This window comes from Cellulosimicrobium cellulans (assembly GCF_016907755.1).
GTDB classification, from domain to species: Bacteria; Actinomycetota; Actinomycetes; order Actinomycetales; family Cellulomonadaceae; genus Cellulosimicrobium; species Cellulosimicrobium cellulans_D.
Map to the genome: position 1 here is coordinate 4011081 of NZ_JAFBCN010000001.1, position 25800 is coordinate 4036880.

General features: G+C 73.8%; 21 protein-coding genes, 1 tRNA gene and 1 riboswitch. Of the genes, 10 read left to right on the forward strand and 12 right to left on the reverse strand.

Annotated elements, in window-relative coordinates:
- Positions 1-441: 441 nt before the first annotated feature.
- Positions 442-3645 (reverse strand): efflux RND transporter permease subunit, encoded by a 3204-nt coding sequence (locus JOE63_RS17390; RefSeq protein WP_204542793.1) that lies wholly within the window; start codon positions 3643-3645, stop codon positions 442-444.
- Positions 3646-3758: 113 nt separating this feature from the next.
- Between JOE63_RS17390 and JOE63_RS17395 the strand changes: the two genes are divergently transcribed.
- Positions 3759-4253 carry a MarR family winged helix-turn-helix transcriptional regulator gene (locus tag JOE63_RS17395; RefSeq protein WP_157759454.1) on the forward strand — a complete coding sequence of 165 codons (495 nt, stop codon included), beginning with the start codon at positions 3759-3761 and terminating at the stop codon, positions 4251-4253.
- Positions 4254-4303: 50 nt separating this feature from the next.
- On the opposite strand, the gene JOE63_RS17400 is transcribed toward JOE63_RS17395, so the two are convergent.
- Positions 4304-5536 carry an MFS transporter gene (locus JOE63_RS17400; RefSeq protein ID WP_087469672.1) on the reverse strand — a complete coding sequence of 411 codons (1233 nt, stop codon included), beginning with the start codon at positions 5534-5536 and terminating at the stop codon, positions 4304-4306.
- 102 nt (positions 5537-5638) lie between these two features.
- Here JOE63_RS17400 and JOE63_RS17405 point away from each other — a divergent pair, with 102 nt between their 5' ends.
- Positions 5639-6178 carry a MarR family winged helix-turn-helix transcriptional regulator gene (locus JOE63_RS17405; protein ID WP_087469673.1) on the forward strand — a complete coding sequence of 180 codons (540 nt, stop codon included), beginning with the start codon at positions 5639-5641 and terminating at the stop codon, positions 6176-6178.
- 34 nt (positions 6179-6212) lie between these two features.
- Here JOE63_RS17405 and JOE63_RS17410 read toward each other — a convergent pair whose 3' ends face one another.
- Positions 6213-7058 (reverse strand): oxygenase MpaB family protein, encoded by an 846-nt coding sequence (locus JOE63_RS17410; protein ID WP_087469674.1) that lies wholly within the window; start codon positions 7056-7058, stop codon positions 6213-6215.
- A 122-nt stretch (positions 7059-7180) separates the two neighbouring features.
- On the opposite strand from JOE63_RS17410, the gene JOE63_RS17415 reads away from it, so the two are divergent.
- The 5 genes from JOE63_RS17415 to JOE63_RS17435 all read left to right on the forward strand — a co-directional run bounded on the left by JOE63_RS17415 (position 7181) and on the right by JOE63_RS17435 (position 15628).
- Positions 7181-7798, forward strand: a complete 618-nt coding sequence (locus tag JOE63_RS17415) for an ArsR/SmtB family transcription factor (RefSeq protein WP_087469675.1) — start codon at positions 7181-7183, stop codon at positions 7796-7798.
- Positions 7795-8040 carry a hypothetical protein gene (locus JOE63_RS17420; protein ID WP_087469676.1) on the forward strand — a complete coding sequence of 82 codons (246 nt, stop codon included), beginning with the start codon at positions 7795-7797 and terminating at the stop codon, positions 8038-8040. The genes JOE63_RS17415 and JOE63_RS17420 overlap by 4 nt, the downstream gene beginning before the upstream one ends.
- A 226-nt stretch (positions 8041-8266) precedes the next feature.
- Positions 8267-14293 carry an Ig-like domain-containing protein gene (locus JOE63_RS17425; protein WP_307840193.1) on the forward strand — a complete coding sequence of 2009 codons (6027 nt, stop codon included), beginning with the start codon at positions 8267-8269 and terminating at the stop codon, positions 14291-14293.
- Between the two features lie 91 nt (positions 14294-14384).
- Complete coding sequence (locus tag JOE63_RS17430; protein ID WP_204542795.1) at positions 14385-15023, forward strand: ClpP family protease; 639 nt, start codon at positions 14385-14387, stop codon at positions 15021-15023.
- Positions 15023-15628: a ClpP family protease gene (locus JOE63_RS17435; protein WP_087469679.1), complete on the forward strand. Its 606-nt coding sequence runs from the start codon at positions 15023-15025 to the stop codon at positions 15626-15628. The genes JOE63_RS17430 and JOE63_RS17435 overlap by 1 nt, the downstream gene beginning before the upstream one ends.
- A gap of 97 nt (positions 15629-15725) precedes the next feature.
- Here JOE63_RS17435 and JOE63_RS17440 read toward each other — a convergent pair whose 3' ends face one another.
- The 3 genes from JOE63_RS17440 to JOE63_RS17450 form a co-directional block, all read right to left on the reverse strand.
- A complete protein-coding gene (locus JOE63_RS17440; protein WP_204542796.1) occupies positions 15726-16679 on the reverse strand; it encodes a DUF6882 domain-containing protein in 954 nt (317 codons plus the stop codon).
- An 89-nt stretch (positions 16680-16768) separates the two neighbouring features.
- Complete coding sequence (locus JOE63_RS21735; RefSeq protein WP_087469681.1) at positions 16769-17245, reverse strand: helix-turn-helix domain-containing protein; 477 nt, start codon at positions 17243-17245, stop codon at positions 16769-16771.
- A 102-nt stretch (positions 17246-17347) separates the two neighbouring features.
- Positions 17348-18100, reverse strand: coding sequence for a TenA family protein (locus JOE63_RS17450; protein WP_204542797.1), 753 nt, complete (start codon positions 18098-18100; stop codon positions 17348-17350).
- Positions 18091-18215: riboswitch (TPP riboswitch) on the reverse strand. (Overlaps the previous gene by 10 nt.)
- An 89-nt stretch (positions 18216-18304) precedes the next feature.
- On the opposite strand from JOE63_RS17450, the gene JOE63_RS17455 reads away from it, so the two are divergent.
- From JOE63_RS17455 to JOE63_RS17465, 3 genes are all read left to right on the forward strand, one after another.
- Entirely contained in the window at positions 18305-19231 is a 927-nt protein-coding gene (locus JOE63_RS17455) for a VOC family protein (RefSeq protein WP_204542798.1), read from the forward strand.
- Positions 19228-19872 carry an alpha/beta hydrolase gene (locus JOE63_RS17460; protein WP_204542799.1) on the forward strand — a complete coding sequence of 215 codons (645 nt, stop codon included), beginning with the start codon at positions 19228-19230 and terminating at the stop codon, positions 19870-19872. Before JOE63_RS17455 ends, JOE63_RS17460 begins: the two co-directional genes overlap by 4 nt.
- Positions 19873-19990: 118 nt before the next feature.
- On the forward strand, positions 19991-20392 hold the full coding sequence (locus JOE63_RS17465) for a VOC family protein (RefSeq protein ID WP_087469685.1): 402 nt from the start codon (positions 19991-19993) through the stop codon (positions 20390-20392).
- Between the two features lie 6 nt (positions 20393-20398).
- Here the strand turns inward: JOE63_RS17465 and JOE63_RS17470 are convergent.
- The 6 genes from JOE63_RS17470 to JOE63_RS17495 form a co-directional block, all read right to left on the reverse strand.
- A tRNA-Leu gene (locus JOE63_RS17470) sits at positions 20399-20472 on the reverse strand.
- Positions 20473-20622: 150 nt separating this feature from the next.
- Positions 20623-22107: an NAD(P)/FAD-dependent oxidoreductase gene (locus tag JOE63_RS17475; protein WP_087469686.1), complete on the reverse strand. Its 1485-nt coding sequence runs from the start codon at positions 22105-22107 to the stop codon at positions 20623-20625.
- A gap of 189 nt (positions 22108-22296) precedes the next feature.
- Positions 22297-23709 (reverse strand): hypothetical protein, encoded by a 1413-nt coding sequence (locus tag JOE63_RS17480; protein ID WP_204542801.1) that lies wholly within the window; start codon positions 23707-23709, stop codon positions 22297-22299.
- On the reverse strand, positions 23709-24041 hold the full coding sequence (locus tag JOE63_RS17485) for a PadR family transcriptional regulator (protein ID WP_047234130.1): 333 nt from the start codon (positions 24039-24041) through the stop codon (positions 23709-23711). Before JOE63_RS17485 ends, JOE63_RS17480 begins: the two co-directional genes overlap by 1 nt.
- 189 nt (positions 24042-24230) lie before the next feature.
- Positions 24231-25250, reverse strand: a complete 1020-nt coding sequence (locus JOE63_RS17490; protein ID WP_087469688.1) for a Ppx/GppA phosphatase family protein — start codon at positions 25248-25250, stop codon at positions 24231-24233.
- A gap of 21 nt (positions 25251-25271) precedes the next feature.
- Complete coding sequence (locus JOE63_RS17495; RefSeq protein WP_307840194.1) at positions 25272-25799, reverse strand: DUF501 domain-containing protein; 528 nt, start codon at positions 25797-25799, stop codon at positions 25272-25274.
- Position 25800 lies beyond the last annotated feature (1 nt).

Genomic DNA, 25800 nt, shown 5'->3' on the forward strand with positions numbered 1-25800 from the left:
CTCACCCTGGTCTTGCCGCACCCCGGGCGACCGCCCGCGGTGTCGGTCCAGCCGGGGGTCGCCGCCGGCGCCTCCTGGGCGACCGGACCGTCGGCCGTCGGCCGTCGGCCGTCGGCGACGCTGCAGCGCAGGGCGAGCGGACGCCGTCGGACCAGGCCTCTGCCTCGACAGGCCACGGGTCTACCTCGGCGGACCACGGGTCTACCTCGGCGGACCACGGGTCTACCTCGGCGAGTTGGCCCGGGCGAGCCCGAGCCGCGGTGCGGCGACGGCCGAGCGGTGGGGGTGGGCTCGGATGCGAAAGGGCGTCAAAGCGGCGCTCCCAAAACCCACACCCGACAGACCACGGTGGCGGCGCCGCAGCCCCGAGCACCGAGCCCACCCCCACCGCGGACCCGACCACGCGGGCCCGAAACCCCACCACGCCTCTACCTCGGCGGACTACCCCTCCGCAACGGGCTGGGCGGCGGCCTTCTCGGTGTTCTCGGCCTTCTCGGCCTTGTCGGCCTCGGCCTGGGCGGCGGCCTCCTGCTTGGCCGCCTTCTTCGCCGCGCGCTTCTCGCCGCGGCGCTCGGCGAGCGTGTACAGCACCGGCACGACGACGAGCGTGAGCAGCGTCGAGCTGAGCAGGCCGCCGATGACGACGAGCGCGAGGGGCTGGGAGATGAACGCCCCGCCGCCGGTGATGCCGATCGCCATCGGGGTGAGCGCGAAGATCGTCGCCGCCGCCGTCATGACGATGGGGCGCAGGCGCTTGCGCGACCCCTCCATGACGGCGTCGTCGAGCGACCGGCCACGCTCGCGGTACTGGTTGATGAGGTCGATGAGCACGATCGCGTTCGACACGACGATCCCGACGAGCATGAGCAGGCCGATGAGGGCCGGCACGCCGAGCGGCGTCGCGGTGGCGAGCAGGAGGAGCAGCGCGCCCGTCGCGGCGAACGGGATCGACACGAGCAGGATGAACGGCTGCAGGAGGCTGCGGAACGTCGCGACCATGACGAGGTACACGATGAGGATCGCGACGAGCAGCGCGAGCCCGAGGTCGGCGAACGCGTCGGCCTGGTCGGACGCGACACCGCCGATCTCGACGGTCGCCCCGCCCTCCAGCTCGAGACCGTCGATCGCGGTCGTGAGCTCGGTCGTGAGCGCACCGAGGTCCTGGCCCGCGGGCGTGACGGAGATCGTCGCGCTGCGCTCGCCGTCGACCCGGGTGATCGAGGTGGGGACCTCGACCTCCGCGACCTCGGCGACCTGCGTGAGGGGCACGGGCCCCGCCGCGGTGGGCAGCACGACCTGCTCGAGCTCGGCGACCGTCGCCGGCGCCTGACCTGCGAGGACGCGGACCTGGACCGGGCCGTCGCCGAGGTTCACCGTGCCGATCGGCGCCGGAGACATCGTCCCTGCGACCGTCCCGGCCACCTGGGTCTCGGTGAGCCCGACGGCGGCGGCCGCGTCGCGGTCGACGGTCACCTGGACCGTGGACTGCGCGGAGGCGAGGTTGTTGGTCACCTGCGCCGCGCCGTCGGCGCCCTCGGCGAGCTCCTGCACGGCCGCCGCGGCGGCCGTGAGGGTCTCGGTGTCGGGGGCGCGGACGACGAGGTCCACCGTCGAGCTGCCGAACGCGGCGTCCGCCCCGGCGACCTCGATGCCCTCGCTCGACTCCCCGCCCAGCCCGGAGACGGCGTCGCGCACGTCCTCCTGGGCCGCGACGGCGTCGGCGTCTGCGTCGAGCGTGACGGCGAACGTCGCCGTCGGGGACCCGCCGCCGCCGAAGAACGCGGCCTCGGGCCCGCCCGCCGTACCGACGGTCGTCTGCACGGTCGCCACGCCGTCGACGTCGAGGAGCGCCTGCTCGACGTCGCGCGCCGCGGCGTCCTGCGCCTCGAGCGACGTGCCGGGCGCGAACGACTCGGTGACGGTGAGCGTGTCCTGTCCGGTGTCGCCGAGGAAGTTGGTCTCGAGCCGCGGCACGAGCGCGAGCGTGCCGGCGAGGATCGCGACGGACACGCCCAGGGTGATCACGGGGTGGCGCAGCGCCGCGCGCAGCGTCGGGACGTACCCGCGCTGCCACGGCCCGCGGCGCTCCTTGGCCTCCGCCGTCGCACGGGCGCGCTCCCCGGCGAGGCGCGCGGCCTCGGGGTCGGCCGGGACGGGCGGGGACTTGATGAACCAGTACGCGAGGACCGGGACGATCGTCAGCGCGACGAACAGCGACGCGAGCATCGCGATCGCCACGGTGAGCGCGAAGGGCCGGAAGAGCTCGCCGACCATGCCGCCCACGAGCGCGATGGGCAGGAAGACGGCGACCGTCGCCACGGTCGAGGCGGTGATCGCGCCCGCGACCTCCTTGACGGCGCCGATGATGGCGCCCACCTTGGCCTCGCCGTACGACAGGTGCCGCTTGATGTTCTCGATGACGACGATCGAGTCGTCGACGACGCGGCCGATCGCGACCGTCATGGCGCCGAGCGTGAGGATGTTCAGCGTGTAGCCCGTGGCGTTCATGACGATGAACGTCACGAACAGCGACAGCGGGATCGACACGGCCGAGACGAGCGTCGAGCGCAGCGACGCGAGGAACAGCAGGATCACGACGACGGCGAACAGGAGGCCGAGGAGACCCTCGGTCGCGAGGCCCTCGATCGACTCCTCGATGAACGGCGCCTGGTCGAACACGACCTCGACGCGCACGTCCTGCGCCTCGAGCACGCCGGAGAGGTCGTCGACGGCGTCCTGGACGGCGTGCGACACCTCGACCGTGTTGCCCGCGGGCGTCTTGGTGATCGCGACGGCGAGCGCGTTCTCGCCGTCGAGGCGCGAGTACGACGTCGCGGGCTCGGGGCCCGCGGTCACGGTCGCGACGTCGCCGAGCGCGACGGGCGCGGTGCCGGGGGCGGCCGTCGGGGACACGAGCGGCAGCGCGGCGAGCTCGTCGACGGTCGTCACGGCCGTGCCGACCTGCACGCTGAGGGTCCGGTCGCCGTCGGAGACGGTCCCGGCGGGGATCACGACGCCGTTGTCCTGGAGGATCGTGGCGACCTGCGCCGGGCTGAGCCCGGCGGCGGCGAGCGCAGCCGGGTCGAGGTCGACCGTGACCTGCTGGTCGGCGATGCCGCTCACCGCGACGCTGCGCACGCCCTCGACGTCCTCGAGCGCCGGGACGACGCTCGACGTGACGGTGTCGGCCAGCGCCGCGTCGTCGGCTCCGCCGGACACGGCGAGCTGGATCACGGGCAGGTCGTCCACCGATCCCGTGACGACCTGCGGCTCGACGTCCTCGGGGAGCTGGGACTGCAGGCGCGTGATCGCCGTCTGGAGCTGGGAGGCGGCGGCGTCCATGTCCGTGCCGTAGGCGAACTGCACGGTCGTCACGGACATGCCGGTCGACGACGTCGACGTGACGTCCTCCACGCCCTTGACGGCGCGCGCGGCCGTCTCGACGGGGACGGTCACCTGCTGCTCGACGATCGCCGGGGCGGAGCCCGGGTACACGCCGACGACGGCGGCGGTCGGGATCTGCAGGCTCGGGATGAGCTCCTGCTTGAGCGACCCCATGCTGATGACGCCGAAGATCGCGATCGCGACCGTGGCGAGCGCGACGAGCGCGCGGTTGGCCAGCGACAGCCGGGCGAGACGGGACACGGAGCCTCCAAGGGTTCCAGGTCGGGTGGGAGACGACGTCGGCGTCGCGATTTCGTTAGCGTAACGCGAAGCATCTCGGGATGGTTCCCGCTCCCACCGATAGAGTCTGCGCCGTGACCCACCCCGCCGACGACGAGCGCGCGGCGCTGGCGCGGCGCCTCGAGGACGCGCAGCGCCGCCTCGCCGAGCTGCTCCTCGCCCAACGGCTCGAGCCCTTGCTGCGCACGACCCTCACGGTCCCGCAGCTCCGGGCGCTCGCCGTCCTCCAGCTCGACGGAGAGACGAGCTCGCACCGGCTCGCCGAGGTGCTCGGCATCTCCCCCGCGACGCTCTCCGGCATCGTGGACCGGCTGGAGGCGGCGGGGATGGCCGCGCGGCGCCCCGACCCGCAGGACGGTCGCGTACGCCTCGTCGCCGCGACCGCGCGGGGCGCGGCGGCCGTGCGGCGCGTCGCCGCGCAGGAGGACGAGCCGCTCACGGACCTGCTCGACCGGCTCGACGTCGCGGACCTGCGCGCGCTCACGATCGGGATCGAGGCGCTCACCCAGGTCGCGGAGACGTCGGCCGCGGACACCCCGACCGACACCTCGACCGCCCCGGAGGACTGAGGGCCCCGAGCCGCAGGCCCGGGACCCTCCGCTCCGCCGTCGTCGGTGGCTCAGACCTCGCCGAGAGCCTCCTCGGGCGTCCCCTCGACGGCGCGCGCCCGGCGGTTCCAGCGCGACCACAGCACGCGTTCACCGATGTCACCTGCCATGCGGTGCCCGAACGCGACGAACACGACGACCCCCACGACGAGCACGCCCGCCCCGAGCCAGAACGGCGCGGTCGCGGAGACCGGGTGCAGCAGGCCCGCGATGACCGGTGCCGGGGCCGCGAAGCCCCAGCGCACGAGGTTGAACGCGCCGGTCGTCACGCGCCGGTCCGGGTCGCCGAGCGCGAGCGACAGGTCGGTGAGGTTCGCGTTCGCGATGCCCATGAAGACACCGGCACCCACGAGCACGACGACGGACCACGCCGTCCCGAGGTCGAGCGCCAGCAGCACCAGCGCGACGAGCACTCCCACGATCGCGACGCCGAGCGTCTGGACCGCGCCCACGCGGTGGGCGAGCCGGTGCCCGACGACGAGGATCCCGACCGCGAGCCCCACGCCCCACGCGGTGAAGACGAGGCCCAGCGGCACGACGTCGAGCCCGAGGAAGACGGGCGTGTACCCGAGCACGATGAAGAAGCAGAAGTTGTACGCGGCGGTGACCGCGGCGAGCGCGAGGAAGCCGGGCTTGCGGAAGAGGCGGAACACCTGGCCGAGCCGCAGCGGCGCGGGCTTCTCGGCCGGGTCCTTGAGGCGGGTCACCGACACGAGCAGGGCGACGAGCATGAACACGCCGCACACGAAGAACGGCACGCGCCACGAGATGCCGCCCAGCAGGCCGCCGAGCAGCGGGCCGACGGCGAACCCGAGCCCGACGCACGTCTCGAAGAGCTCGACGACCCACTCGCGGTCGTTGGCGAGCGAGACGAGCAGGACCATCGCGGTCGCGAAGAACATCGCGTTGCCGAGGCCCCACAGACCGCGCAGCGCGGCGAGCTGGCCGATGCTCGTGCTGAGCGCTGCGAGCACCGCGGCCACGGCGACGAGGCTCACGCCGGTCGCGAGGATCTTCTTGTAGCCGAAGCGCCCTGTCGCCATGACGGCGGGGATCATGCCGAGCGCCATGACGGCGATGTAGGCCGTGAAGAGGAGCTCGATCTGCCAGGTCGACGCCCCGATCTCCTCGCCGATGACGGGGAGGATCGGGTCGACGACCGCGATGCCGGCGATCGCGAAGAACGCCGTGAGCGCGGTCGCGTAGATGGCGGTGCGGTTCGGTTCGTTGCGCGTGGAGGCCACTGCGTTCGTACTTCCTGGTCGGGGGGGAGGGCCGCGCGGCCTGAGCGGGCTGGCGGCAGCATTTATCTGTATCTGACAGGTAAGTATCTGTAGAATACACCTATGACGGTTGCCGAGGGAAACGATCGAGCGTCCGGTGTGCCGACCGGCGGGCCGTCGGCGCGCGACGACGCGACCGCGCACGACGTGCTCGGCGCGATCGAGCTGGAGGTCGCACAGCTCCTGCGCCGCGCCGAGCGCACCCGCGCCTCCGGGACCCCGGGCACCTCGCGCCGCGGCGGGACCCTCGACCGCTCCGGATACCTCCTCCTCCACACGCTCGGGACGCACGGCCCCCTGCACGTGAACGCGCTCGCGGAGCTGCTCGGCCTCGACGCGTCGACCGTGACGCGCCAGGTCGTCGCGCTCGAACGGGCCGGTCACGCCCGACGTGCGCGCGACCCCCTCGACGGCCGCGCGGTCGTCGTCGAGCCGACGGACGAGGGCCTCGACGAGCTCGCCGCGCACCGGGTCGCCCGGACGGAGCTGTACGCCGACGTCCTGGGCAACTGGTCACGCCTGGACCGCGCGCTGCTCGCCGAGCTGCTGGGCCGCCTCAACGGCGACCTCGACGCCTACCGGCGGCGACGCGACGCGCCATGACCACCGGCCGTGAGCCCGCGCAGAGGGCGCGACCTCACGGCGCGGGGAGCGCCCAGCGGATCAGTCGCGTGACCGTGGCGCCGGCGGGCCGCGCCCACCGCGCCGGCAGGCCGCGCACCCGCGGCATCCCGGCGCGGGCCCACGCGGGCAGCGACTCGCGCGCGGCGACGGCCAGCCCGGCGTACGCCGGGCGCACGGGCCACGGGAGCGGGGGCTCGACGAGCAGGAACCGCGCGGCGTCGAGCGCGGACGGCGTGAGCGAGAGCGTCGGCCGGTACTCCTCGACCGCCGCGTCCAGCTCCCGGCGGGTCAGGGGCGCGTCCACGACTCCCAGCGCGCGCCCGACGACGGCGGCCTGGGCGACGTACTCGTCGCACCCCTGCGCGTCGAGCGGGTGCCGACCGAACGTCTGGTGCGCGACGAGGAAGCTCTGGGTCTCGGCGACGTGGACCCAGCGCAGCAGCTCGGGGTCGCTCGCCCGGTAGGCGCGGCCGTCGGGCGCCCGACCCCGGACGCGCTCGTGGACCGCGCGAACCGCCGCGACCGCGCGCTCCGCGTCGTCGGCCGTGCCGAACGTCGTCACGGCGATGAAGGTCGACGTGCGCTGGAGGCGGCCCCACGGGTCACCCCGGTAGCCCGAGTGCGCGGCGACGCCCGCCATGGCCAGCGGGTGCAGGCTCTGGAGCAGCAACGCCCGCAGCCCTCCGACGAACATCGACGCGTCCCCGTGCACCCGTTGGACCGGAGACCCGCGCTCGAACCAGCGCGGCCCCGGCGTCTGGTGGATGCGCGCCCTCGTGGCGGTCGCGTCCGGACCGGCGACCCGGAGGAAGATCGCGCGCTCCGCCGCACCGCGTGCCCGCTCCACGACGTGCGTCATGGCGTCGATGCTCGCACCCCGTCCCCCACCTCGCGCGTCCGTCGCCGACGGCTCCCGGGGTCCAAAGACTTCGTTGCAAAGAATCGCTTGCAAACATGTCTTTGGATCGGTAGCCTCGTCGCATGAGCACCGACGGCGAGACCCCACCCCCGAGCGCCGAGCGCCACCCCGCGCTCGGCCCGGCCCAGCTCAAGGCGCTCGCGCACCCGCTGCGGGTCCAGATCCTCGACCTGCTCTCCACCCACGGCGCGCTCACGGCGAGCCGCCTCGCCGACCTCGTCGGCGAGTCCAGCGGGTCGACGAGCTACCACCTCCGCCAGCTCGCCCGCCACGGCTTCGTCCGCGAGGTCGCCGGCCGCGGTACGGCCCGAGAGCGGTGGTGGGAGCGCCCACCGGGCGGGTTCACCGTGAGCATGCCCGACGACGAGACCGAGGACACCGCGGCCACGCTCGCCGGCGCGATGGTGAGCCGGGAGTTCGAGAACGCCCGTGCCCGCAAGATCCAGGCGTTCCTGGAGCGTTCCTCCGAGCTGCCGACACGGTGGCTCGACGGCGCGCGCCTCACCACCGCCAGCATGTGGCTCACCGCCGAGCAGATGGTCGAGGTCGCGGACGCCTGGGACGCGCTCGACGCGACGCTGCACCGCTTCCAGGGTCAGGAGCAGACGCCCGGCGCGCGGCCCGTGCAGATCCACTTCAACGTCTTCCCCACGATCGACGGCAAGGAGAACCCCTCATGAGCGCGTACTCCCCCACCCTGCCCCGCACCGTCGAGCCGCGCGGCGCCGACCGTCTGCTCGTCGTCGTCGGCTCGGCGCTGAGCGACCTTGGCCGCCGTCGTGCCGCGGCCCGTGCGCAGGCACGAGGCGAGCGGATCGCCGTCGCGCCCGGTACGGCGGCACCCGCGACCGACCGGCTCCACGCGGCGACGGAGCACACCCTCGACCGCGCCGCGGTGTCGCGAGCGTCCCTTCTGCCCTGAACACCCAGAGATTCCACCCGCATGGGGAGGGCTCCCCATATCGGCGAACCCGACCGCTCGGTTACCCTCGACGGGGCGTTCTGTGGGCACAGACGCGCGTCTCCCCCCTCTCTCGCCATCCCGGCTCGACAGGATGACGCGGTCACGTGCGCCCCGACCACGTACTTAGGGAGCATTGGTGGGCCTTCTCTCGAGCATCCGCGAGCATCGTCGTACCGTCGCGTCGGTGAGCACCGTGTCGGTGTTCTCGACGGCGTTGGTGGGGCTGGCGCTGTTCTACGAGGGCGAGGCCACGGCGGACGTGGACCTGAACGACTCGGGCGTGTGGGTGACGAAGTCGTCGGCCGGGTTGCTGGGGCGGTTCAACTACGAGTCGCAGGCGATGGACGGGACGTTGAACGCGGGCAGCGCGTCGTTCGACGTGCAGCAGGACGCGGGCCGGGTGCTGCTGGACGACGCCGGGACGAGCACCGCGTCTCCGGTGAGCGTGGCGCACCTGAAGCTGGACGGGCAGATCCGTCTCCCGGCAGGTGCTCAGGTGGTGACCGGTGGTGCGACGACGGCGATCCTCGACGGCGAGGAGGGGCTGCTGTGGGTGCTGCCGTTCGACGGCGCGACGTCGTTCGACGCGGAGAAGCTCGATCCTGTGGCCGAGGTCGGCGGTGAGGGTGCGCTGACCGTGTCGCAGGACGGCACGGTGTTCGCGGCGATCCCGTCGACGGGGACGTTGTGGACGGTGTCGACGACGTCCAAGGGCACGGTGGACGGCGAGGCCTCCTCGTCCGCGCTGCCCGTGGGCAAGGGTGCCGAGGTCGACGTGACCGCGGTCGGCGACCGCCCCGTCGTGCTCGACCGGTCCGCGTCCCACCTGATCCTGCCCGGCGGGAAGAGCGTGGCGATCGAGGGGGGTGGGGACGCCCGCCTCCAGCAGCCGTCGCAGTCCTCGGACGTGGTCGCGGTCGCCACGACGGACGCCCTCGTCTCCCAGCCGCTCAAGGGCGGGGACGCGCAGCGCCGTGCCGCCCAGGGCGTGCCGGCGGCGCCCGTCCAGCTCGGCGCGTGCACGTACGGGGCGTGGGCCTCGACGGGTCAGGTCATCCGTGACTGCGAGGGCACGGGTCGGGACGTCGACGAGCGGCTCGAGGGGCTGGACCCGCAGACCCGGCTCGAGTACCGGGTGAACCGGCACGTGATCGTGCTGAACGACCTCTCGGCGGGGACGTTGTGGATGGCGGCGGACGAGTACCAGAAGGTCGACGACTGGGACGTGCAGATGCCGGAGGAGGCCGAGGGCGAGGAGTCCGACGCCGAGCTGACGAACCCGGAGCAGGTGGACCAGTTCATCGCGGACCGTTCGCAGCCGAACAAGCCGCCGCAGCCGCAGGACGACACCTTCGGGGTGCGCCCGGGCAGGACGACGATCTTGCCGGTGCTGGGTAACGACGTGGACCCGGACGGGGACGTGATGACCGCGTCGCTCGTGGGGGACTCCCCGGCCAACGCGACGGTGCAGGCGATCATGGGTGGTGCCGCGCTGCAGGCGGTCGTGCCCGAGGACGCGCAGGGGACCGGTACGTTCCGGTACTCGGTGGCCGACGGGCGTGGTGGTGTGGCCGAGGCCGGCGTCACGCTCAAGGTGTCTCCGTGGGGGGAGAACGCGGCGCCGGAGCAGAAGGGTGACCCGGTGCTGCGGGTGGCTCAGGGTGGTCGGGCCACGATCAAGGTGCTGCCGTACTTCAAGGACCCGGACGGGGACGACCTGTACCTCGCCTCGGCGGCCGCGACCGTGGCCGGGGACGACGTGCGTTCGCGCCCGGACGGCACGGTCGAGTTCCGCGACGGCGGCGGCTCCACCGGCCGCAAGATCGTGACCCTGCTGGTCTCCGACGGCGAGATGTCCTACGAGGGCAAGCTCCTGGTGGACGTGGTGCCCGGGCCGCAGCCGCCGATCGCGGTGAACGACCACGTGGTGGTCCCGGCGGGGCAGCCGGTGACGGTGGAGCCGTTGCGCAACGACACCGACCCGAACGACGACGAGCTGCGTCTGGCGTCGGTCTCGGAGTCGGCTCCTGCGGAGATCACGCCGAACTATGACGCGGGCACGTTCACGTTCGTGTCGATGGAGCCGCGCTCCTACGACCTGACCTACCAGGTCACCGACGGCCCGAACGCGACGACAGGTCTGGTGCGGGTGGACGTGCTGCCCCCGTCGGAGGCCGCGGGTGCCCCGATCGTGGTGACCGACACCGCGCTGCTGCCCGCGGGCGGCAGCACGCTCGTGGACGTGCTGGCCAACGACACCGACCCCGCCGGCGGGGTCCTCGTCGTGCAGTCCGTGCGCGTCCCGGCCGACGCCGGTGTGTCGGTCGCGATCCTGGCGCACCAGATGCTGCGGGTCACCGAGATCCGGCGCCTGGACGCGCCGGTGACGGTGGAGTACACGGCCTCCAACGGGACCGAGACGGCGACCGGCCAGGTGCGCGTGATCCCCGTGCCGGCGCCGACGCGGTTGCAGCCGCCGCAGGCGGCGGCGGACGAGGTCACGGTGCACGCGGGGGACGTGGTGACGGTCCCCGTGCTGAAGAACGACACGCACCCCGACGGGCTGGAGCTGTTCCTGCAGCCCGAGCTCGAGCAGGACGTGGACCCGGCCCTGGGTGAGGCGTTCGTCTCGGAGGACACGCTGCGGTTCAAGGCCGGCCCCGAGGCCGGGACCGCGTACGCGATCTACCGGGTCCGTGACGTCAACGGGCAGGAGGACTCCGCCCAGGTCACGATCCGCATCCGCGACGGGGAGGACAACGCGCCCCCCCAGCCCCGCGAGATCGAGGCCCGGGTGCTGTCGGGGTCCAGCGTGCGCATCGCGGTGCCCCTGGACGGGATCGACCCCGACGGCGACTCCGTCCAGGTCACCGGCATCGCGACCCCCGCCGCCAAGGGCACCGCCCGGGTCGTGGACGGCCAGATCGAGTACGCGGCGTCCAAGAACGCCACCGGGCACGACACGTTCACCTACTCCGTGCTCGACGCCCGCGGCGCCACCGCCGTCGGGACGGTCCAGGTCGGCATCGCCCGGCCGGCCGAGACCAACCAGGCCCCGGTCGCGGTGGACGACGAGATCACGGTGCGCCCCGGGCGCACGGTCTCGGTCGCGGCCCTGGCCAACGACACCGACCCCGACGGCGACCAGGTCGGCCTGGTCCCCGGCGGCATCGAGGACACCCACGACCTGGACGCCGAGGTCGTGACCGACCGCATCGTCCTGACCTCCCCCGCCGCCGACGGCGCCTACACCTTCTACTACCAGGTCCAGGACACCTACGGCGCCCGCGCCACCGGCGCCGTCACCGTCAACGTCGCCGCCGACGCACCCCTGCTGCCCCCCGTCGCCCGCGACGACACCGTCCCCGTCGAAGACATCCTCGGCAAGACCGAGATCACCGTCCCCGTCCTGGACAACGACGAAGACCCCGACGGCGCCGCGACCGAGCTCACCGTCACCACCGACGCGACCACCACCACCGTCACCGACACCGGCGAGCTCGTCATCACCCTGGCCGAGAACCGCCAGGTCGTGACCTACACCGTCACCGACATCGACGGCCTCACCGCCAAGGCCTTCGTCAAGGTCCCCGGCCTCACCGACCAGGCTCCGACCCTGCGTCCGGGCATCACCCCGCTGGAGGTCGTCAGCGGTGAGCCGCTGCCGATCGACATCACCGACTACGTGCTCGTCATCGAGGGCAAGACGCCGCGCCTGACGACCGAGGAGAAGGTCACCGCGCTCGAGGGGACCCGCGAGGTGCCCTCGATCACCGAGATCGTCTACACCTCGAACGCCGACTACGTCGGTCCCGCCGCCGTCACGTTCGAGGTGACCGACGGCTCCGGCCCCGACGACCCCGACGGGCACACGGCGCTGCTCACGCTGCCGATCAGCGTGGTCCCGCCGGAGAACCTGCCGCCCGAGCTCTCGACCCCGACGCTCGACGTCGCGGCCGGCGAGGAGGCATCCATCGACCTCGCCCGCTTCGCGACCGACCCCGACGGCGACTCCCTGACCTTCAAGGCCACCGGCCAGGCCCAGGGCGTCACCGTGACCGTCGAGGGCAGCACCCTGCACGCCCAGGCGTCCCCGGACGTGCCCAAGGGTTCGGTCGTGCAGGTCCCGATCACCGTCACCGACGGCGAGCACCCGCCAGTCGAGGGCACCGCGACCCTCACCGTCGTGGCCTCCACCCGGCCCCTCGCGCGCGCCAACCAGGACACCGTCGACGACGCCCACCAGGGCAAGGCCACCACGGTGAACGTCCTCGCCAACGACGCCAACCCGTTCCCCGACACGCCCCTGGAGATCGTGGGTGCCGGCGTCGAGACGGGTCAGGGCGACGTGACCTACGCCGGGGACGACGTGATCGTCACCCCGACCGAGGACTTCGTCGGCGTCATGGTCGTCACGTACCGCATCCAGGACGCGACGAAGGACGCCGACCGGATGGTCGAGGGCCGCGTCCAGGTCAAGGTGCTCGGCAAGCCCGAGGCTCCCGCGACCCCGCAGGTCGACGAGGTCCGCTCCAAGACGGTCGTGCTGTCCTGGGACCCGCCGAACAACAACGGCGCCGACATCACCGGCTACACCGTGCGCTCCCAGAACGGCTACGAGAAGGCCTGCGGCACCACCACCTGCACCCTCGACGGCCTCACCAACAACGTGAAGTACACCTTCACCGTCTACGCGACCAACGCCGTCGGCGACGGACCCGCCTCCCCGCCCTCGGCCGAGGCCCGACCCGACGAGAAGCCCGACCCGCCCGCCGCGCCCACCCTCGAGTTCGGCGACAAGTCCCTCACCGTCACCTGGACCAACAAGGCCTACACCGACCGCTCCGCGATCGAGACCGTCGACCTCGAGATCTCCCCCGCGCCCCCGGGTGGAGCGGTCCAGGTGACCGCCCTCCCCGGCACGCAGCACGTCTGGACGGGACTCGAGAACGGCAAGGCCTACACCGTGCGCGTCCGGGCGAACAACCTCGCGCCCGACCCCTCGGACTGGGGTGAGTACTCCACCGAGGAGATCCCGGCCGGGCTGCCCGACGTCCCGAAGACGCCGAGCGCGACCCGCGCGTCCGACTCCCCGCTCAACGGCGGGTCCATCGACGTGTCCTGGGAGCAGCCCTTCGAGAACGGCGACGCGATCAAGGCGTACAGCCTGCAGCGCTACAAGAACGGTGCGAGGGACGGCGCGCCGACCTCCCTCACGGGGACGAGCCACAAGGCGACCGGGCTCGACAACGAGTCGTCCTACACGTTCACCGTGACGGCCGAGAACAAGGCGGGCGTGACCGCGGAGAGCCCGCAGTCCGCCGCGGTCGTGCCGTACGGCCGCCCCGAGGCGCCGCCGAAGCCCAGCGTGCAGAACGTCGGGTCGTCCTCGCAGGACAGCGGCATCCCGCGTGTCTCCTGGGGAGCTGCCGACGCCAACGGCAGCCCCGTCACGGGCTACACCGTGACCGCGTCGCCCGGAGGAACGAAGAAGGACGTCTCCGGCACGTCGGTCGACTTCACCGGCCTCCCCCCGGGGAACTACACCTTCACCGTCACCGCGTCGAACCTCGGCGGCACGTCGACGTCGAGCCCGGCGTCCGCGTCGATCAACGCGTACGAGAAGCCGGGCGCCCCGGGAGTCACCCCCAACAAGACCGGGCCGTCGTCGGGGACGTTCACCGTGACCGCGCCGTCGTCCAACGGTGGCAACACCATCACGCGGTACGAGTGGCAGCTGTCCGGCACGCAGAGCGGGTCCGGGACGGGGACCACGGTCAACATCAGCGGCTACGGACAGAACGTCACGCTCGTCGCCCGCGCGTGCAACGCTGCCGGGTGCGGGTCGTGGAGCACCTCGAAGTCGATCGTGACGGACGCCCCGCCGCCGCCACCGACGATCTGGGTCACGCGTGGCCCGCAGAAGAACACCGGCAGCTTTGGCGACTGCAACAGCTACATGTGCACGCAGTTCCGGGTCAACGCCAACGCGACGTTCCCCAGCGGGGACTACACCATGGAGTGCTTCGTCGACGGCCGGAGCGTCTCGGGCAACGCGTACACCCGGCGTCTCAACGCCGGCAGCTACGTGGACCTGCCGTGCATCCTCGGCAACCCCTACGGCACCCAGCGCGAGGGGACGGTCTGGGTGAGCATCTCTCCGGCTCCTTCCGGGATCGTGGTCGAGCACCGCTCCTGGCCGATCCTCTGACCGCACGAGAGCGGCGGTGATCTGCCGTCGGCGCATCCGCCGACGGCAGATCACGCGCCCGCCTGGCCCCCGCTCGGGCGACGGTGGTCCCATGACCACGCACACGTCACGCCCACCGCACGCGGAGGCCGCCGCCCCGGCGTCGTCGTCCTTCGACGACCAGCTCACGACGCGCCTGCTCCACCAGCGCATCGTCGTCCTCGGCACGGCCGTGGACGACGCCGTCGCGAACCGTCTGTGCGCGCAGCTCCTCCTGCTCTCGGCGGAGGACCCGCGCGCGGACGTCGCGCTGTACGTCAACTCTCCCGGCGGCTCGGTGAGCGCCGGGCTGGCGATCTACGACACGATGCGACTCATCCCCAACGACGTCTCGACGGTCGCGATGGGCTTCGCCGCGAGCATGGGGCAGTTCCTGCTGTGCGCGGGGACGCCGGGCAAGCGGTACGCCCTGCCGCACGCGCGGATCATGATGCACCAGCCGTCGGCGGGCATCGGCGGCGCGGCGGTCGACATCGCGATCCAGGCCGAGAACCTCGTCTACACCAAGGGCCTCATGCATCGGCTGACCGCCGAGAGCACGGGGCAGAGCGTCGAGACCATCGCCGACGACTCCGACCGCGACCGCTGGTTCACGGCCGAGCAGGCGCTCGACTACGGGATGATCGACCGGATCGTCGAGTCCGTCGACGACGTCCGTCCCGCCCGCGCGGCCCGGAAGGTGGGACTGTGATGGCGAGCTACACGATCCCGACCGTCGTCGAGAAGACCCCGCTCGGCGAGCGCGCGTTCGACGTCTTCTCCCGCCTGCTCTCGGAGCGCATCGTCTTCCTCGGCACGGAGATCGACGACGGCGTCGCGAACGTCGTCATGGCCCAGCTCCTGCACCTGGAGTCCGACGCCCCGGACCAGGAGATCGGCCTGTACATCAACTCCCCCGGCGGCTCCGCGACGGCACTCATGGCGATCTACGACACGATGCAGTTCGTCCGGTGCGACGTGTCGACGATCTGCATGGGTCAGGCGGCGTCGGCCGCGGCCGTGCTGCTCGCGGCGGGGACGCCAGGCAAACGGTTCGTGCTGGAGCACTCGCGCGTGCTGCTGCACCAGCCCTCGGGCGGCGGCGAGGGCACCATCTCCGACCTGTCGATCCAGGCGGAGGAGATCCTGCGCATCCGGTCCGAGACGGAGGAGGTCCTGTCCCGCCACACGGGGCAGACCGTCGAGCGCCTGCGCGCCGACACCGACCGGGACCTCGTGCTCACGGCGCGCCAGGCGGTCGAGTACGGCGTCGCGGACGCCGTCGTCACGTCGCGCAAGCTCGCCGCGGCCGCCTGAACCCGGGTCGAGCGCTGCGTCCGCGATCGACGGATGCGTCCCGGGACGCAGCTCTCAGCCGCAGACGCAGCGCTCGCGGTGCGCCGCCGCGCGGGGGCTACCCGCGTCGCCGGAACCAGGAGCGTCGACGCGGCTCCTGCGCGGGCTCGGCCGCCGGGCCTGGTTCCTCCGTCACCGCGGGCTCTCCGGGTTCCGGCACCTCGGCAGTGTCCGCGTCGGGCACGTCGGCGGTGTCCGCGTCGGGCACGTCCGCGGAGTCCACGTCCGGGTCGACGGCGGTGTCCGCGCCGGGCGCGTGGGCGTCCGGAGCCGCTGCTCCCGGCTCGGGATCGCGCGCCGGCGCGGACACCGCGCGCGCCGTCGCCGCGATGCCGGCGATGCGGCCGCGCTCGTCGAACCGGACGACCACGCTCCCGTCAGGCAGCGTGAGCACGAGCGCGCCGTCGTCGTCCGACGTCTCGAGCCCGCGCGCGGCCGCGTAGGACGCGACCGCGCGGCGGTGGTCGACGACCGTGACGGACAGCAACCCCTCGCTCAGCACCCGCACGACGCGCGGCACGCTCGGCGCGGGCAGCGCGAGACCGTCGGCGTCGAGGAGGAACCACGCGCGCGTCCCCCCGCCGACGGGGGCGCTGTAGTGGGTCCAGGACCCGGTGACGGCCTTGGCCGCGAGCGCGAGGCGGTACGGGAGGTCGTCGGTGAGCGGCAGCTCGGACTCCGTCGCCTCGCGCAGTCCGGTCTCGCGGGTCTTCTCGGCGGCGCGCAGCACGTCGTCGGGAAAGTCGTTGACGTTGTTCCACGCCCACATCCAGCTCCCGGGGCCGGGCGCGGCCGTGCCGAGGAACTGGAGCCGGCACGTCGTCTCCTCACCGGTGGCGGAGGTGAAGGTGAACGACCCCGTCGTCATCTCGGCGCCCCATGCGTCGTCGCCGTGGTGGTCGACGAGGTGGAGCTGGTGCTCGTGCGAGAGGAACGCGGCGTCGTCGACGAGCTCCTGGAGGGCCGGGGCGGTCAGTTCTGCCGTGCCGTGCGCGGTCTGCGGCTCCGTCATGCCTCGACGGTAACGGCGTCCACCTCGCCGCACCGGGGCGCGACACGCGGTGCCGCCAGGAGCGCCAGGTGCTTGACGACGCGCGGGGCTCAGGCCGCGAGGAGCAGGACGTCGGCGGCGCGCGCGGTCGGGCGCGCCGCGAGCGTGGGAGTCGCGCGCGTGGAGCGCGCGACCGGGAGGTCGCGCACGGGCTCGCCGGCGGGGGCGGGGTGCCGCGGCGCGGAGAGCGCCCCGCGCTCCCGGACGGAGGAGAGCACGCGCACGGGGGCGACGGGGCGCAGCTCCTCCCCCGTGCGGGCCACGAGGTCCACGAGGCGCAGGCCGAGCGCGCCGCAGACGGCGGCCAGCACCTCGGAGGACGCCTCCTTGCGGCCGCGCTCCACCTCGGACAGGTAGGCGGTCGAGACGCGCGCGGAGGCCGCGACGTCGACCAGGGTGCGGCCCTGCGCGAGCCGGGCCCGCCGGAGGATCCCGCCGATGACGTGGCGCAGGAGCGGTTCCGGCCGCCCACCCTCTCGGGGCCGGGGGCTCGCCGTCATGCTCGGCACCGCGCTCGTCGCGTCCATGCGGTCACGCTACCCGCGCCCTCGCCCGGGTGCCGAGGCACCCGGGCGAGGATCTGCTGCTGGCGTAAGGCCCGACGTCGGGCACTCACCGGTCCGGGAGGGTCACCACCGCTCGAGCGACCACGCCATCTGCCAGAACCGGATCTCGTGGCGGCAGCTCAGCTCGAACGCGCGCTCCATGCGGGCGCGCTCCGCCTCGCCCGCGTCGGCGGCGAGCGCGTCCAGGCGTGCCCGGAGGTCGGCCAGGACGCCCTCGGTGCGCTCGGCGGCGTAGAACTCCCACCAGCCCGCGAGCGGGTGGTCGTCCCCGATCGCGCCGGGCGTCGTCTCGCGCTCGCCGAGCCAGAACCGCCGCGCCGACCAGATGTAGGTCCACGGGCACGGCAGGAGCGCGGCGAGCAGCACGCCGAGGGAGTCGCGGCCCGCGGCGAGCATGTGGTCGACGTACGCCTGGGCGCTCGGGGCGAGGCGGTACGTCTGCGCCTCCTCGTACGTCACGCCGAGGAAGTCGCACATCGCGTGGTGCGCGTGCGACTCGTCGTCGAGCAGGAACCCGGCCTTCTCGTGGAAGTACGCGGCCCACTCGCGGTCGGGAGCGAGGGCCATGCCGAGCCCGTAGCAGCGCAGGTAGGCCGTGAGGTATTGGTGGTCCTGGCCGACGTAGTGCCGCACCGCGGCCGGCTCGACGGACCCGTCGCGCAGGCCGGCGAGGAACGGGTGGTCGTAGAACTCGTCGAAGAGGTGCGCGTACCGGCGCGCGAGGTCGACCGTGAAGCCGGTCTCCCCCCGCCGGACGAGCGCGGTCGGGTCGTCCGTGCGGACGGGGTTCAAGGTGATGGCAGCAGGCGTCGTCATGCCCACGTTCCTCCGCTCGTGCTAGCGAGATCAGGTTCGACGGGTCCGGGCGGCCGTACCGCTCGTCTCAGTCCCTCGGCCCGGCTGCCCGGGCGGGACGCCCCGCGTGGTTCGTCGCGACCCTAGCAAGGAAGCACCGCCCGTGTCGGGAGCATCCGGCGCGGTGTGGGAATATAGTTGTAGCGACAACAAGTTGGAGCAGACATGACCACGAGCACCCCGGGCGCGCCGACCGACCGCCTCCTGTCCCCGTCCACGAGCATGGACGCCGTCACGCTGCGCGTCGGCGACCTCGAGCAGATGACGTCCTACTACACGGGCGCGTTCGCGCTCGCGCCCCTCGAGGAGCGCTCGCGCGGCACCGAGGTGCACCGCGTCCTCGGCCGCGGCACGACGCCCATGCTGCGCCTCGTGCACACGCCCGGCCTGCCCGCCGTCGACCGACGCCAGGCCGGGCTGTTCCACACCGCGTTCCTGTTCGACGACGCGGCGAGCCTCGCCGCGACCGTCTACCGTGCCGCGCAGGACCGCCGGGGGTCGTTCGTCGGGTCGAGCGACCACCTCGTCAGCGAGGCGTTCTACTTCACCGACCCCGAGGGCAACGGCGTCGAGCTGTACACCGACCGCCCGCGCGAGACGTGGGTGCGCGAGCGGGGGCAGATCCTCATGGCGACCGAGTACCTGGACCCCAACGCGTACCTGCGCGCGAACCTTTCCCAGGACGCGGTCGACGCCGGGCCCGCGCTCGCCGGGCGGGTGGGGCACGTCCACCTGCAGGTCGGCGACATCGCGACCGCGCGCGACTTCTACGTCGACGCCGTCGGGTTCGAGGCCACCGTCACCGAGTACAGCGGCGCCCTGTTCGCGTCTGCCGGCGGGTACCACCACCACGTCGCGATGAACGTCTGGAACAGCGCGGGCGCCGGCCCGCGCGCCGCGAGCCTCGGGCTCGGCGACGTCGCCGTCACCGTCCCGGGCCGCGACGACCTCGACGCCCTGGTCGCCCGCCTGAAGGCCCGCGGCCTGCAGCACGCCGACGACGGCCGCTCCGTCGTCGTGCACGACCCGTGGGGCACGCGCGTCACGCTCGCGGTGCCCGGAACGACGACCGACGAGCTGCTCGCGCGATGAGCGCTCCCGCCGCCCTCGTCGCCGTCCGCTCCGACGCCGACCCGGCGGGTCCGCCCGCCGCGGGGCCCGCCGTCGTGCTGCTGCACGGGTTCGGCTCGCACGAGCACGACCTCGCGGGCCTCGGCCCGCACCTCGGCCCGCCCTGGGTCTCGCTCCGGGCCCCGCTCGCCCTCCCCCACGGCGGCTTCGCGTGGTTCCCGATCGTCACCCCCGGCGACCCCGAGCCGGAGCCCGTGGCGCGCGCGACCGAGGCCGTCTGGGCCTGGGTCGACGCCGAGCTCGGGCCCGAGCGGCAGGTCGCGCCCGTTGGGTTCTCCCAGGGCGGGCTCATGGCGACGCAGCTCCTGCGCACGCGACCCGAGCGCGTGGCGGCGACCGTCGTCCTCGGCGGGTTCGTCCAGGCCGCGGAGCAGCCCGCGGACGCCGTGCTCGCCGCGTCCCGGCCGCCCGTGTTCTGGGGCCGCGGGGCCGACGACCGCGTCATCGCGCCGCACGCGATCGACCGGACGGCCGCGTGGCTGCCGGGCCGCTCGACGCTCGTCGAGCGCGTCTACCCCGGCCTCGCGCACGGCATCGACGCGCGCGAGCTCGCCGACGTCCGGGCGTTCCTCGGCGACGCTCTGGGGCAGACCGCGGCCTGACCGCGGGTGCGGGCGGGCGACCCCGATGGCGGGGCGGGACCCGGCCCGGAGCGCGCACCCGGCGTCGGGCGCGCACGATGGGAGCACACCCAGCCGTGCGCACCGAGGAGCCAGGCCGATGTTCCGCAGCCTCTTCCCGATCCTCTCCGTGGCCGACGTGGAGCGGTCGCTCGTCTTCTACCGCGACCTGCTGCGCGGGACCGTCACGTACGCGTTCCCCGACGACGGCCCGCCCGTGTACGTGAGCGTGCACGTCGGCGGGTCGCCGCTCGGGATCGGTCTCGACGACGGCACGATGCCCGCGGGCGTCGCGCGCACCGTGCTGTGGGTGTACGTCGACGACTGCGACCGGGCCGTCGAGCACCTCGCCGCGGCGGGCGTCCCGGTGCTCCAGCCGCCCACGGACCAGCCGTGGGGCGAGCGCGTCGCGCGCGTGCAGGACCCGGACGGCACCGTCGTGATCCTCGGTCAGGAAGCAGCGCCGCCGCCCGAGCCCGACGGCCCGACCGGGCTCTCCTGACCTGAGTGCCCCCACCGGGACTCGAACCCGGAACACGCCGGGTTTAAGCCGGCCGCCTCTGCCAGTTGGGCCATGGGGGCGCGGCCCGAATCTACCGCGCCCACCTGCCCGTGGGCGCCGATGCGGCCTGGACCGGGCCGCAGAGTCACGGGACGCGACGAGGGGCGAGCCGCGCGCGGCTCGCCCCTCGTCGTCGGGCCTGGTCCGGGGTCGCCGACCCCGGACTCCGGTCAGGAGGCCTTGGCCGGGACCTTCGCGTCGGCGTCGGCGGAGACGCCCGCCTCGGCCGCGGCGGCGGAGCCCTGCGCGGTCTGCTTGATCGGCTCGCCGTCCTTCTTGGGCGGCACCGACGCGGCGCGGAACTCCGCGCGCGGGTCGTGCAGGGAGCCGAGCGACACGAGCTCGCGGCCCAGGAGGAACTGCCCGATCCAGCCGATGAAGATGCGGATCTTGCGGTTGCCCGTGGGCATCGCCATGACGTGGTAGCTGCGGTGCATGAGCCACGCCAGCACACCGCGGAGCTTGAAGACGCCGAACAGCTCCGCGACGCCCTTGTACAGGCCGAGGGACGCGACCGTACCGACGCTCTTGTGGCGGTACTCGACCGGCTTCTCGCTGTGCAGCTCGAGGGCGAGGTTGTCGGCCAGGCGCGTGGCCTCGCGGATCGCGTGCTGCGCGTTCGGCGGGCAGAACTTGCCCGGGTTGAGCACGTCCGGGACGGCGGCGCAGTCGCCCGCGGCCCACGCGTTCGGCACGACGGTGCCGTCGGCGTCAGCGACCTGGAGCGTCGGGAGCACCGTGACGCGGCCCATCTTGTCCACGGGGAGGTCCGACGCCTCCTTGATGACCGGGTTCGCCTTGACGCCCGCGGTCCACACGATCGTGTCGGAGTCGAACTCCACGCCCGTCGACGTGACGACGTGACCGTCCACGCACGACGACAGGAACGTGTTGAGGTGGAACTCGATGCCGCGCTTCTTCAGCTCCTCGAGCGCGTAGCCCGCCATGGGCTCGCTGAGCTCGGGCAGGATGCGCCCGGCGCCCTCGATCATGACGAAGCGGAGGTCCTTCTCCTCGATCGTCGCGTAGTTGCGGGTCGCGTAGCGCGCCATGTCCTCGATCTCGGCGATCGCCTCGACGCCCGCGAACCCGCCGCCGACGAACGTGAACGTCAGCATGCGGCGGCGCAGCTGCTCGTCCCACGTGGACGACGCGACGTCCATGCGGTTGAGCACGTGGTTGCGGACCGCGATGGCCTCCTCCACGTTCTTGAAGCCGATCGCGTTCTCCGCGAGACCGGGGATGGGGAGCGTGCGCGACACCGAGCCGAGGCCGACGATCAGGTGGTCGTACGTGACCGAGTAGTCGTCGCCCTCCTCCGGGTGGATCGTCACGCGGCGCGCGCCGTGGTCGATCGCGACGACCTTGCCCTGGAGCACGTCGACGCCCTTGAGGGCGCGGCGGTGCGGCGCGACGACGTCGCGACCGTCGATCGAGCCCGCGGCCGCCTCGGGGAGGAAGGGCGCGTACGTCATGTACGGGCGCGGGTCGACGACGACGATCGCCGCCTCGCGGCGACCGAGCTTCTTGCGCAGTCGGCGCGCGGCGTACAGACCCACGGAGCCGCCGCCGAGGACGACGACGCGGGGCACCTTGCGGGGCCGCGGCGAAGCGGTCTGGGCACGGCTGACCGAGGTCAGGTCATTCTGAGGCATGGTTCCAGAGTATTACCGGTTGCGGCACAGGCGAGCCGGAGCGTCCGCCAGACGGGCGTGACGCGCCCCACGCTCGCCCCGCGGAGTGGGCAGACCCGACATTCCGCGCGGCCAGACGGCGCCGAACCCGGGCCTGCGCGTCACCGACACTCCCTGGTGACGGCGAACCCCGGGTTCGGCGTCGGACCGTCAGCCGATCGCGCCCAGGACCGGCGTCGGGCCGGTCTGCTGCGGCTGCGTCCCACCCGCCGGCGGGGTCGGCACAGGTTCGGGCGCCGTGCCGTCGGCGGGGTCCGGCGCGTCGTCCGACGGCGCGTGGTCACCCTCGTCGCCGGAGTCGCCGGTGCCCGGCTCGTCCGTGCCCGACGTCGCGTCGCCGGAGCCCACGCTCGACGGCACGGCGGTGGGTGCCTTGAGGAACGGCCACGGCATCTCGCGGGTGCGCGTGCCCGTGGCGGGGACCGGCCGGCCCTCGCCGTCCGCGTACTCGACGTCCTCCTCCGCGACCGCGCGCAGCGGGTAGACGTTCCAGCGCTCGCGGCCGTCCGTCGAGAGCGCGGGCTGGAAGTACCACGCGCCGTCCACGTCGGGCACCGACCACGGCCCGTACGCGCCCTCCTCGGTCACCGTGCGCACCTGGCGGCCGCGGTCGTCGAAGACCTGGACGTCGCGCAGCGGGTCGCCCGCCGCGTCGTAGACGAACAGGTTCGAGACCTGCACCCCGTCGACCCACACGCCGTCGCCGTCGGACCCGGCCCCGCCGAACGACACCGGCTGGGCACCGCCGTTCGCGTCCGCCACACCCTGCTGGTAGCCGCTCTCCCAGCCCGAGACGGAGGTGGACGCCCCGGCCGCCGCGGCGTGGAGGACGAGAGGCGCCGCGATGACCGCCGCCGCGACGGACAGGGGGCGCACGACCTTCGGCAGCCACGTCGTGGGCAGCCACCGCCCCCTCCCCCACTGCACGCTCACCACGACGGCCGCGAGCACGACGACCCGCGCCGAGAGGTCCGGCGGCAGCATCGCGATCTCGTACCCGCCGAACATCCAGAGCAGGAGCGTCGCCACGACCCAGCCGCGCAGGATCCACCACGCGGGCGTCAGGGTCCGGAGGAACTCCATGACGGAGGCCCACTGGGGCGTCGAGGTGACGGGTCGCCACAGGGACCGCCACCCGGACGAGAGGATCCCGCCGAGCACGAGCAGCCGCCCGCGCAGCCCGATGCGGGGGCGTCGTGCGGCGCCCGGCGCGACGGCGGGCGGCAGCCCCGCCGCGGCGCGCAGCTCGGCGGCGTACTCCGCGGGCGGGCCGAAGAACGCGACGAGGTCGAGGCCCGTGTCGTCGGCGACGGCACCGCCCGGGTCGGCCGGGCCGCCGTCGGGCAGCGGAGAGGAGCTGCCGCGACGCGGCAGCGCGCCCGGCGCGTCGACGACCGCCTCGGCGAGGTCGGCCTCGAGCCCGTCGGTGAGCTCCTCGACCTGCTCCGGCCGCAGGTCGGCGAGGTGCGCGCGCACCTGCTGCGCGTACGCGTGGACGTGCCCGTAGAAGGCCAGGCCCACGGGTGCCCCGGCGGGCTGCGGCGCGGGCGTCGTCGTGCTCATCAGGCGGCCACCTCTCCGGTCCGCAGCAGCGCGGACACGGTGCCCGCGAACGTCTGCCACTCCTTGCGGTGCAGGTCGAGCATCGCCCGCCCCTGCGCGTTGATCCCGTAGTACTTGCGGTGCGGCCCGGCGTCGGACGGCACGACGTACGTGGTCAGCGCCCCGCTCGCATACAGGCGCCGCAGCGTCCCGTACACCGACGCGTCCCCGACGTCGTCCAGCCCCGCGGCGCGCAGGCGTCGCACGACGTCGTACCCGTACCCGTCCTCGGCCTCGACCGCCGCGAGGACCGCGGCGTCGAGCACCCCCTTGAGCAGCTGCGTGGTGTCCATCCGACCCTCCGTCGGGCGTGGCCCTGGTCCGGCCCGCCGGACGTGGCGGGCTCACGCGATGCACACTACCGCGCGATGCGCAGTACCGTGCACGGCGACACGCCGCACCGTGTCCCCGAGACGGCGAACCCGGGGCCTCTCCCCACCCCGGGCTTCGGGTGGGGAGAGACCCCGGGTTCGGCGGGCGCGTCAGGCGATGGACCAGGCGATCCCGTCGAGGATGTCGTGCTCGCTCGTGACGACCTCGGTGAGCGAACCGCCCGCAGCGGCGACGTCGTCGCGCACGCGACGCACGACCTCCGACCACACGAGCGCGCCCGCGCCGATGACGTCCACGCGGCCCGGGTGCATGAAGCCGAGCGCGGTGCGCTCGGCGCGCGAGCGGTGGAGCAGGTCGTCGCACGCCGCGAGGACCGCGTCGACGGACAGCACGGCACCGTTGATGCGGTCCCGGTCGTACCGCGCGAGGCCCAGCGCGTGCGCCGTCACCGTCGTGACCGATCCCGCGAGGCCCACGAGCGTCGCCGCCTTCCCCAGCGGGACGACGGCGGCCGCCTCGTCGAGCGCGGAGCGCACGTCCGCGCGGGCCGCGGCCTCCTCGTCGGCGGTCGGCGGGTCGGAGCGCAGGTGCCGCTCGGTGAGGCGCACGCAGCCGACGTCCATCGAGAACGCCGCGTCCGGCGTCGCCGTGCCGAGGACGAGCTCGGTCGACCCGCCGCCGAGGTCCACGACCGCGTAGGGGCCCGGGCGCAGCGCCGCGACCGTCGACGTCGCGCCGCGGAACGACAGCGCCGCCTCCTCCTCGCCCGAGACGACCTCGGGCTCGACGCCGAGCGCGGCCAGGACCCCCGCGACGAACTCGTCGCGGTTCTCGGCGTCCCGCGTCGCCGACGTCGCGACGAACCGCGTGCGCGACGCGCCGAGCTCGCCGATCACGTCGGCGTAGCGGCGCGCCGCGTCGAGCGTGCGCGCCAGCGCCTCCGGCGCGAGGCGGCCGGTGCGGTCGACCCCCTGGCCGAGCCGGACGACCTCCATGCGCCGGTCGACGTCGACGAGCGTGCCCGACACGGGGTCGACGTCCGCGACGAGCAGCCGGATCGAGTTGGTGCCGCAGTCGATCGCGGCCACGCGCGAGGCGCCGGGCGGGAGCACCGGCGGGGCGAGCGCGCCGGGGTCACGGGTGAGCGGAGAGGTGGAGCCTGAGGTCATGCGACCAAGCGTGCCACGGCGTCAGCAGGTGCAGCGGTCGGGGCGCCAGACGTCGCGCACGCGCTCGAGCGCCTCGTCGCCCAGCGGGTTCACGCCGGGGCCGGCGGCCAGGGCGTGCCCGACGAGGACGTGCAGGCACTTGACGCGCGTCGGCATGCCGCCGGCGGAGATCCCGGCGATCTCCTCGACGTGCCCGAGCGCCTCCCGCTGCGCGAGGTAGTGCTCGTGCGCGCGCCGGTACGCCGCGGCGAGCTCGTCGTCCTCGGTGAGGCGCTCGGACATCTCCTTCATGACGCCGTTCGCCTCCAGCGTCGAGGCGGCCGCCACGGCGCCGGGGTGCGTGAGGTAGAAGGTCGTGGGGAACGGCGTGCCGTTCTCGAGCCGCGGTGCGGTGCGGACCACGAGCGGCCGGCCGCACGCGCACCGCGCGGCGATGCCGACGACCCCGCGCGGGGTGCGCCCGAGCTGCTCCGCGAGGGTCTCGAGGTCGCGCTCGGTGACGACGGCGTCCGGGTCGTCGGCGGGGATGGCCAGGCGGGCGTCGGGCACG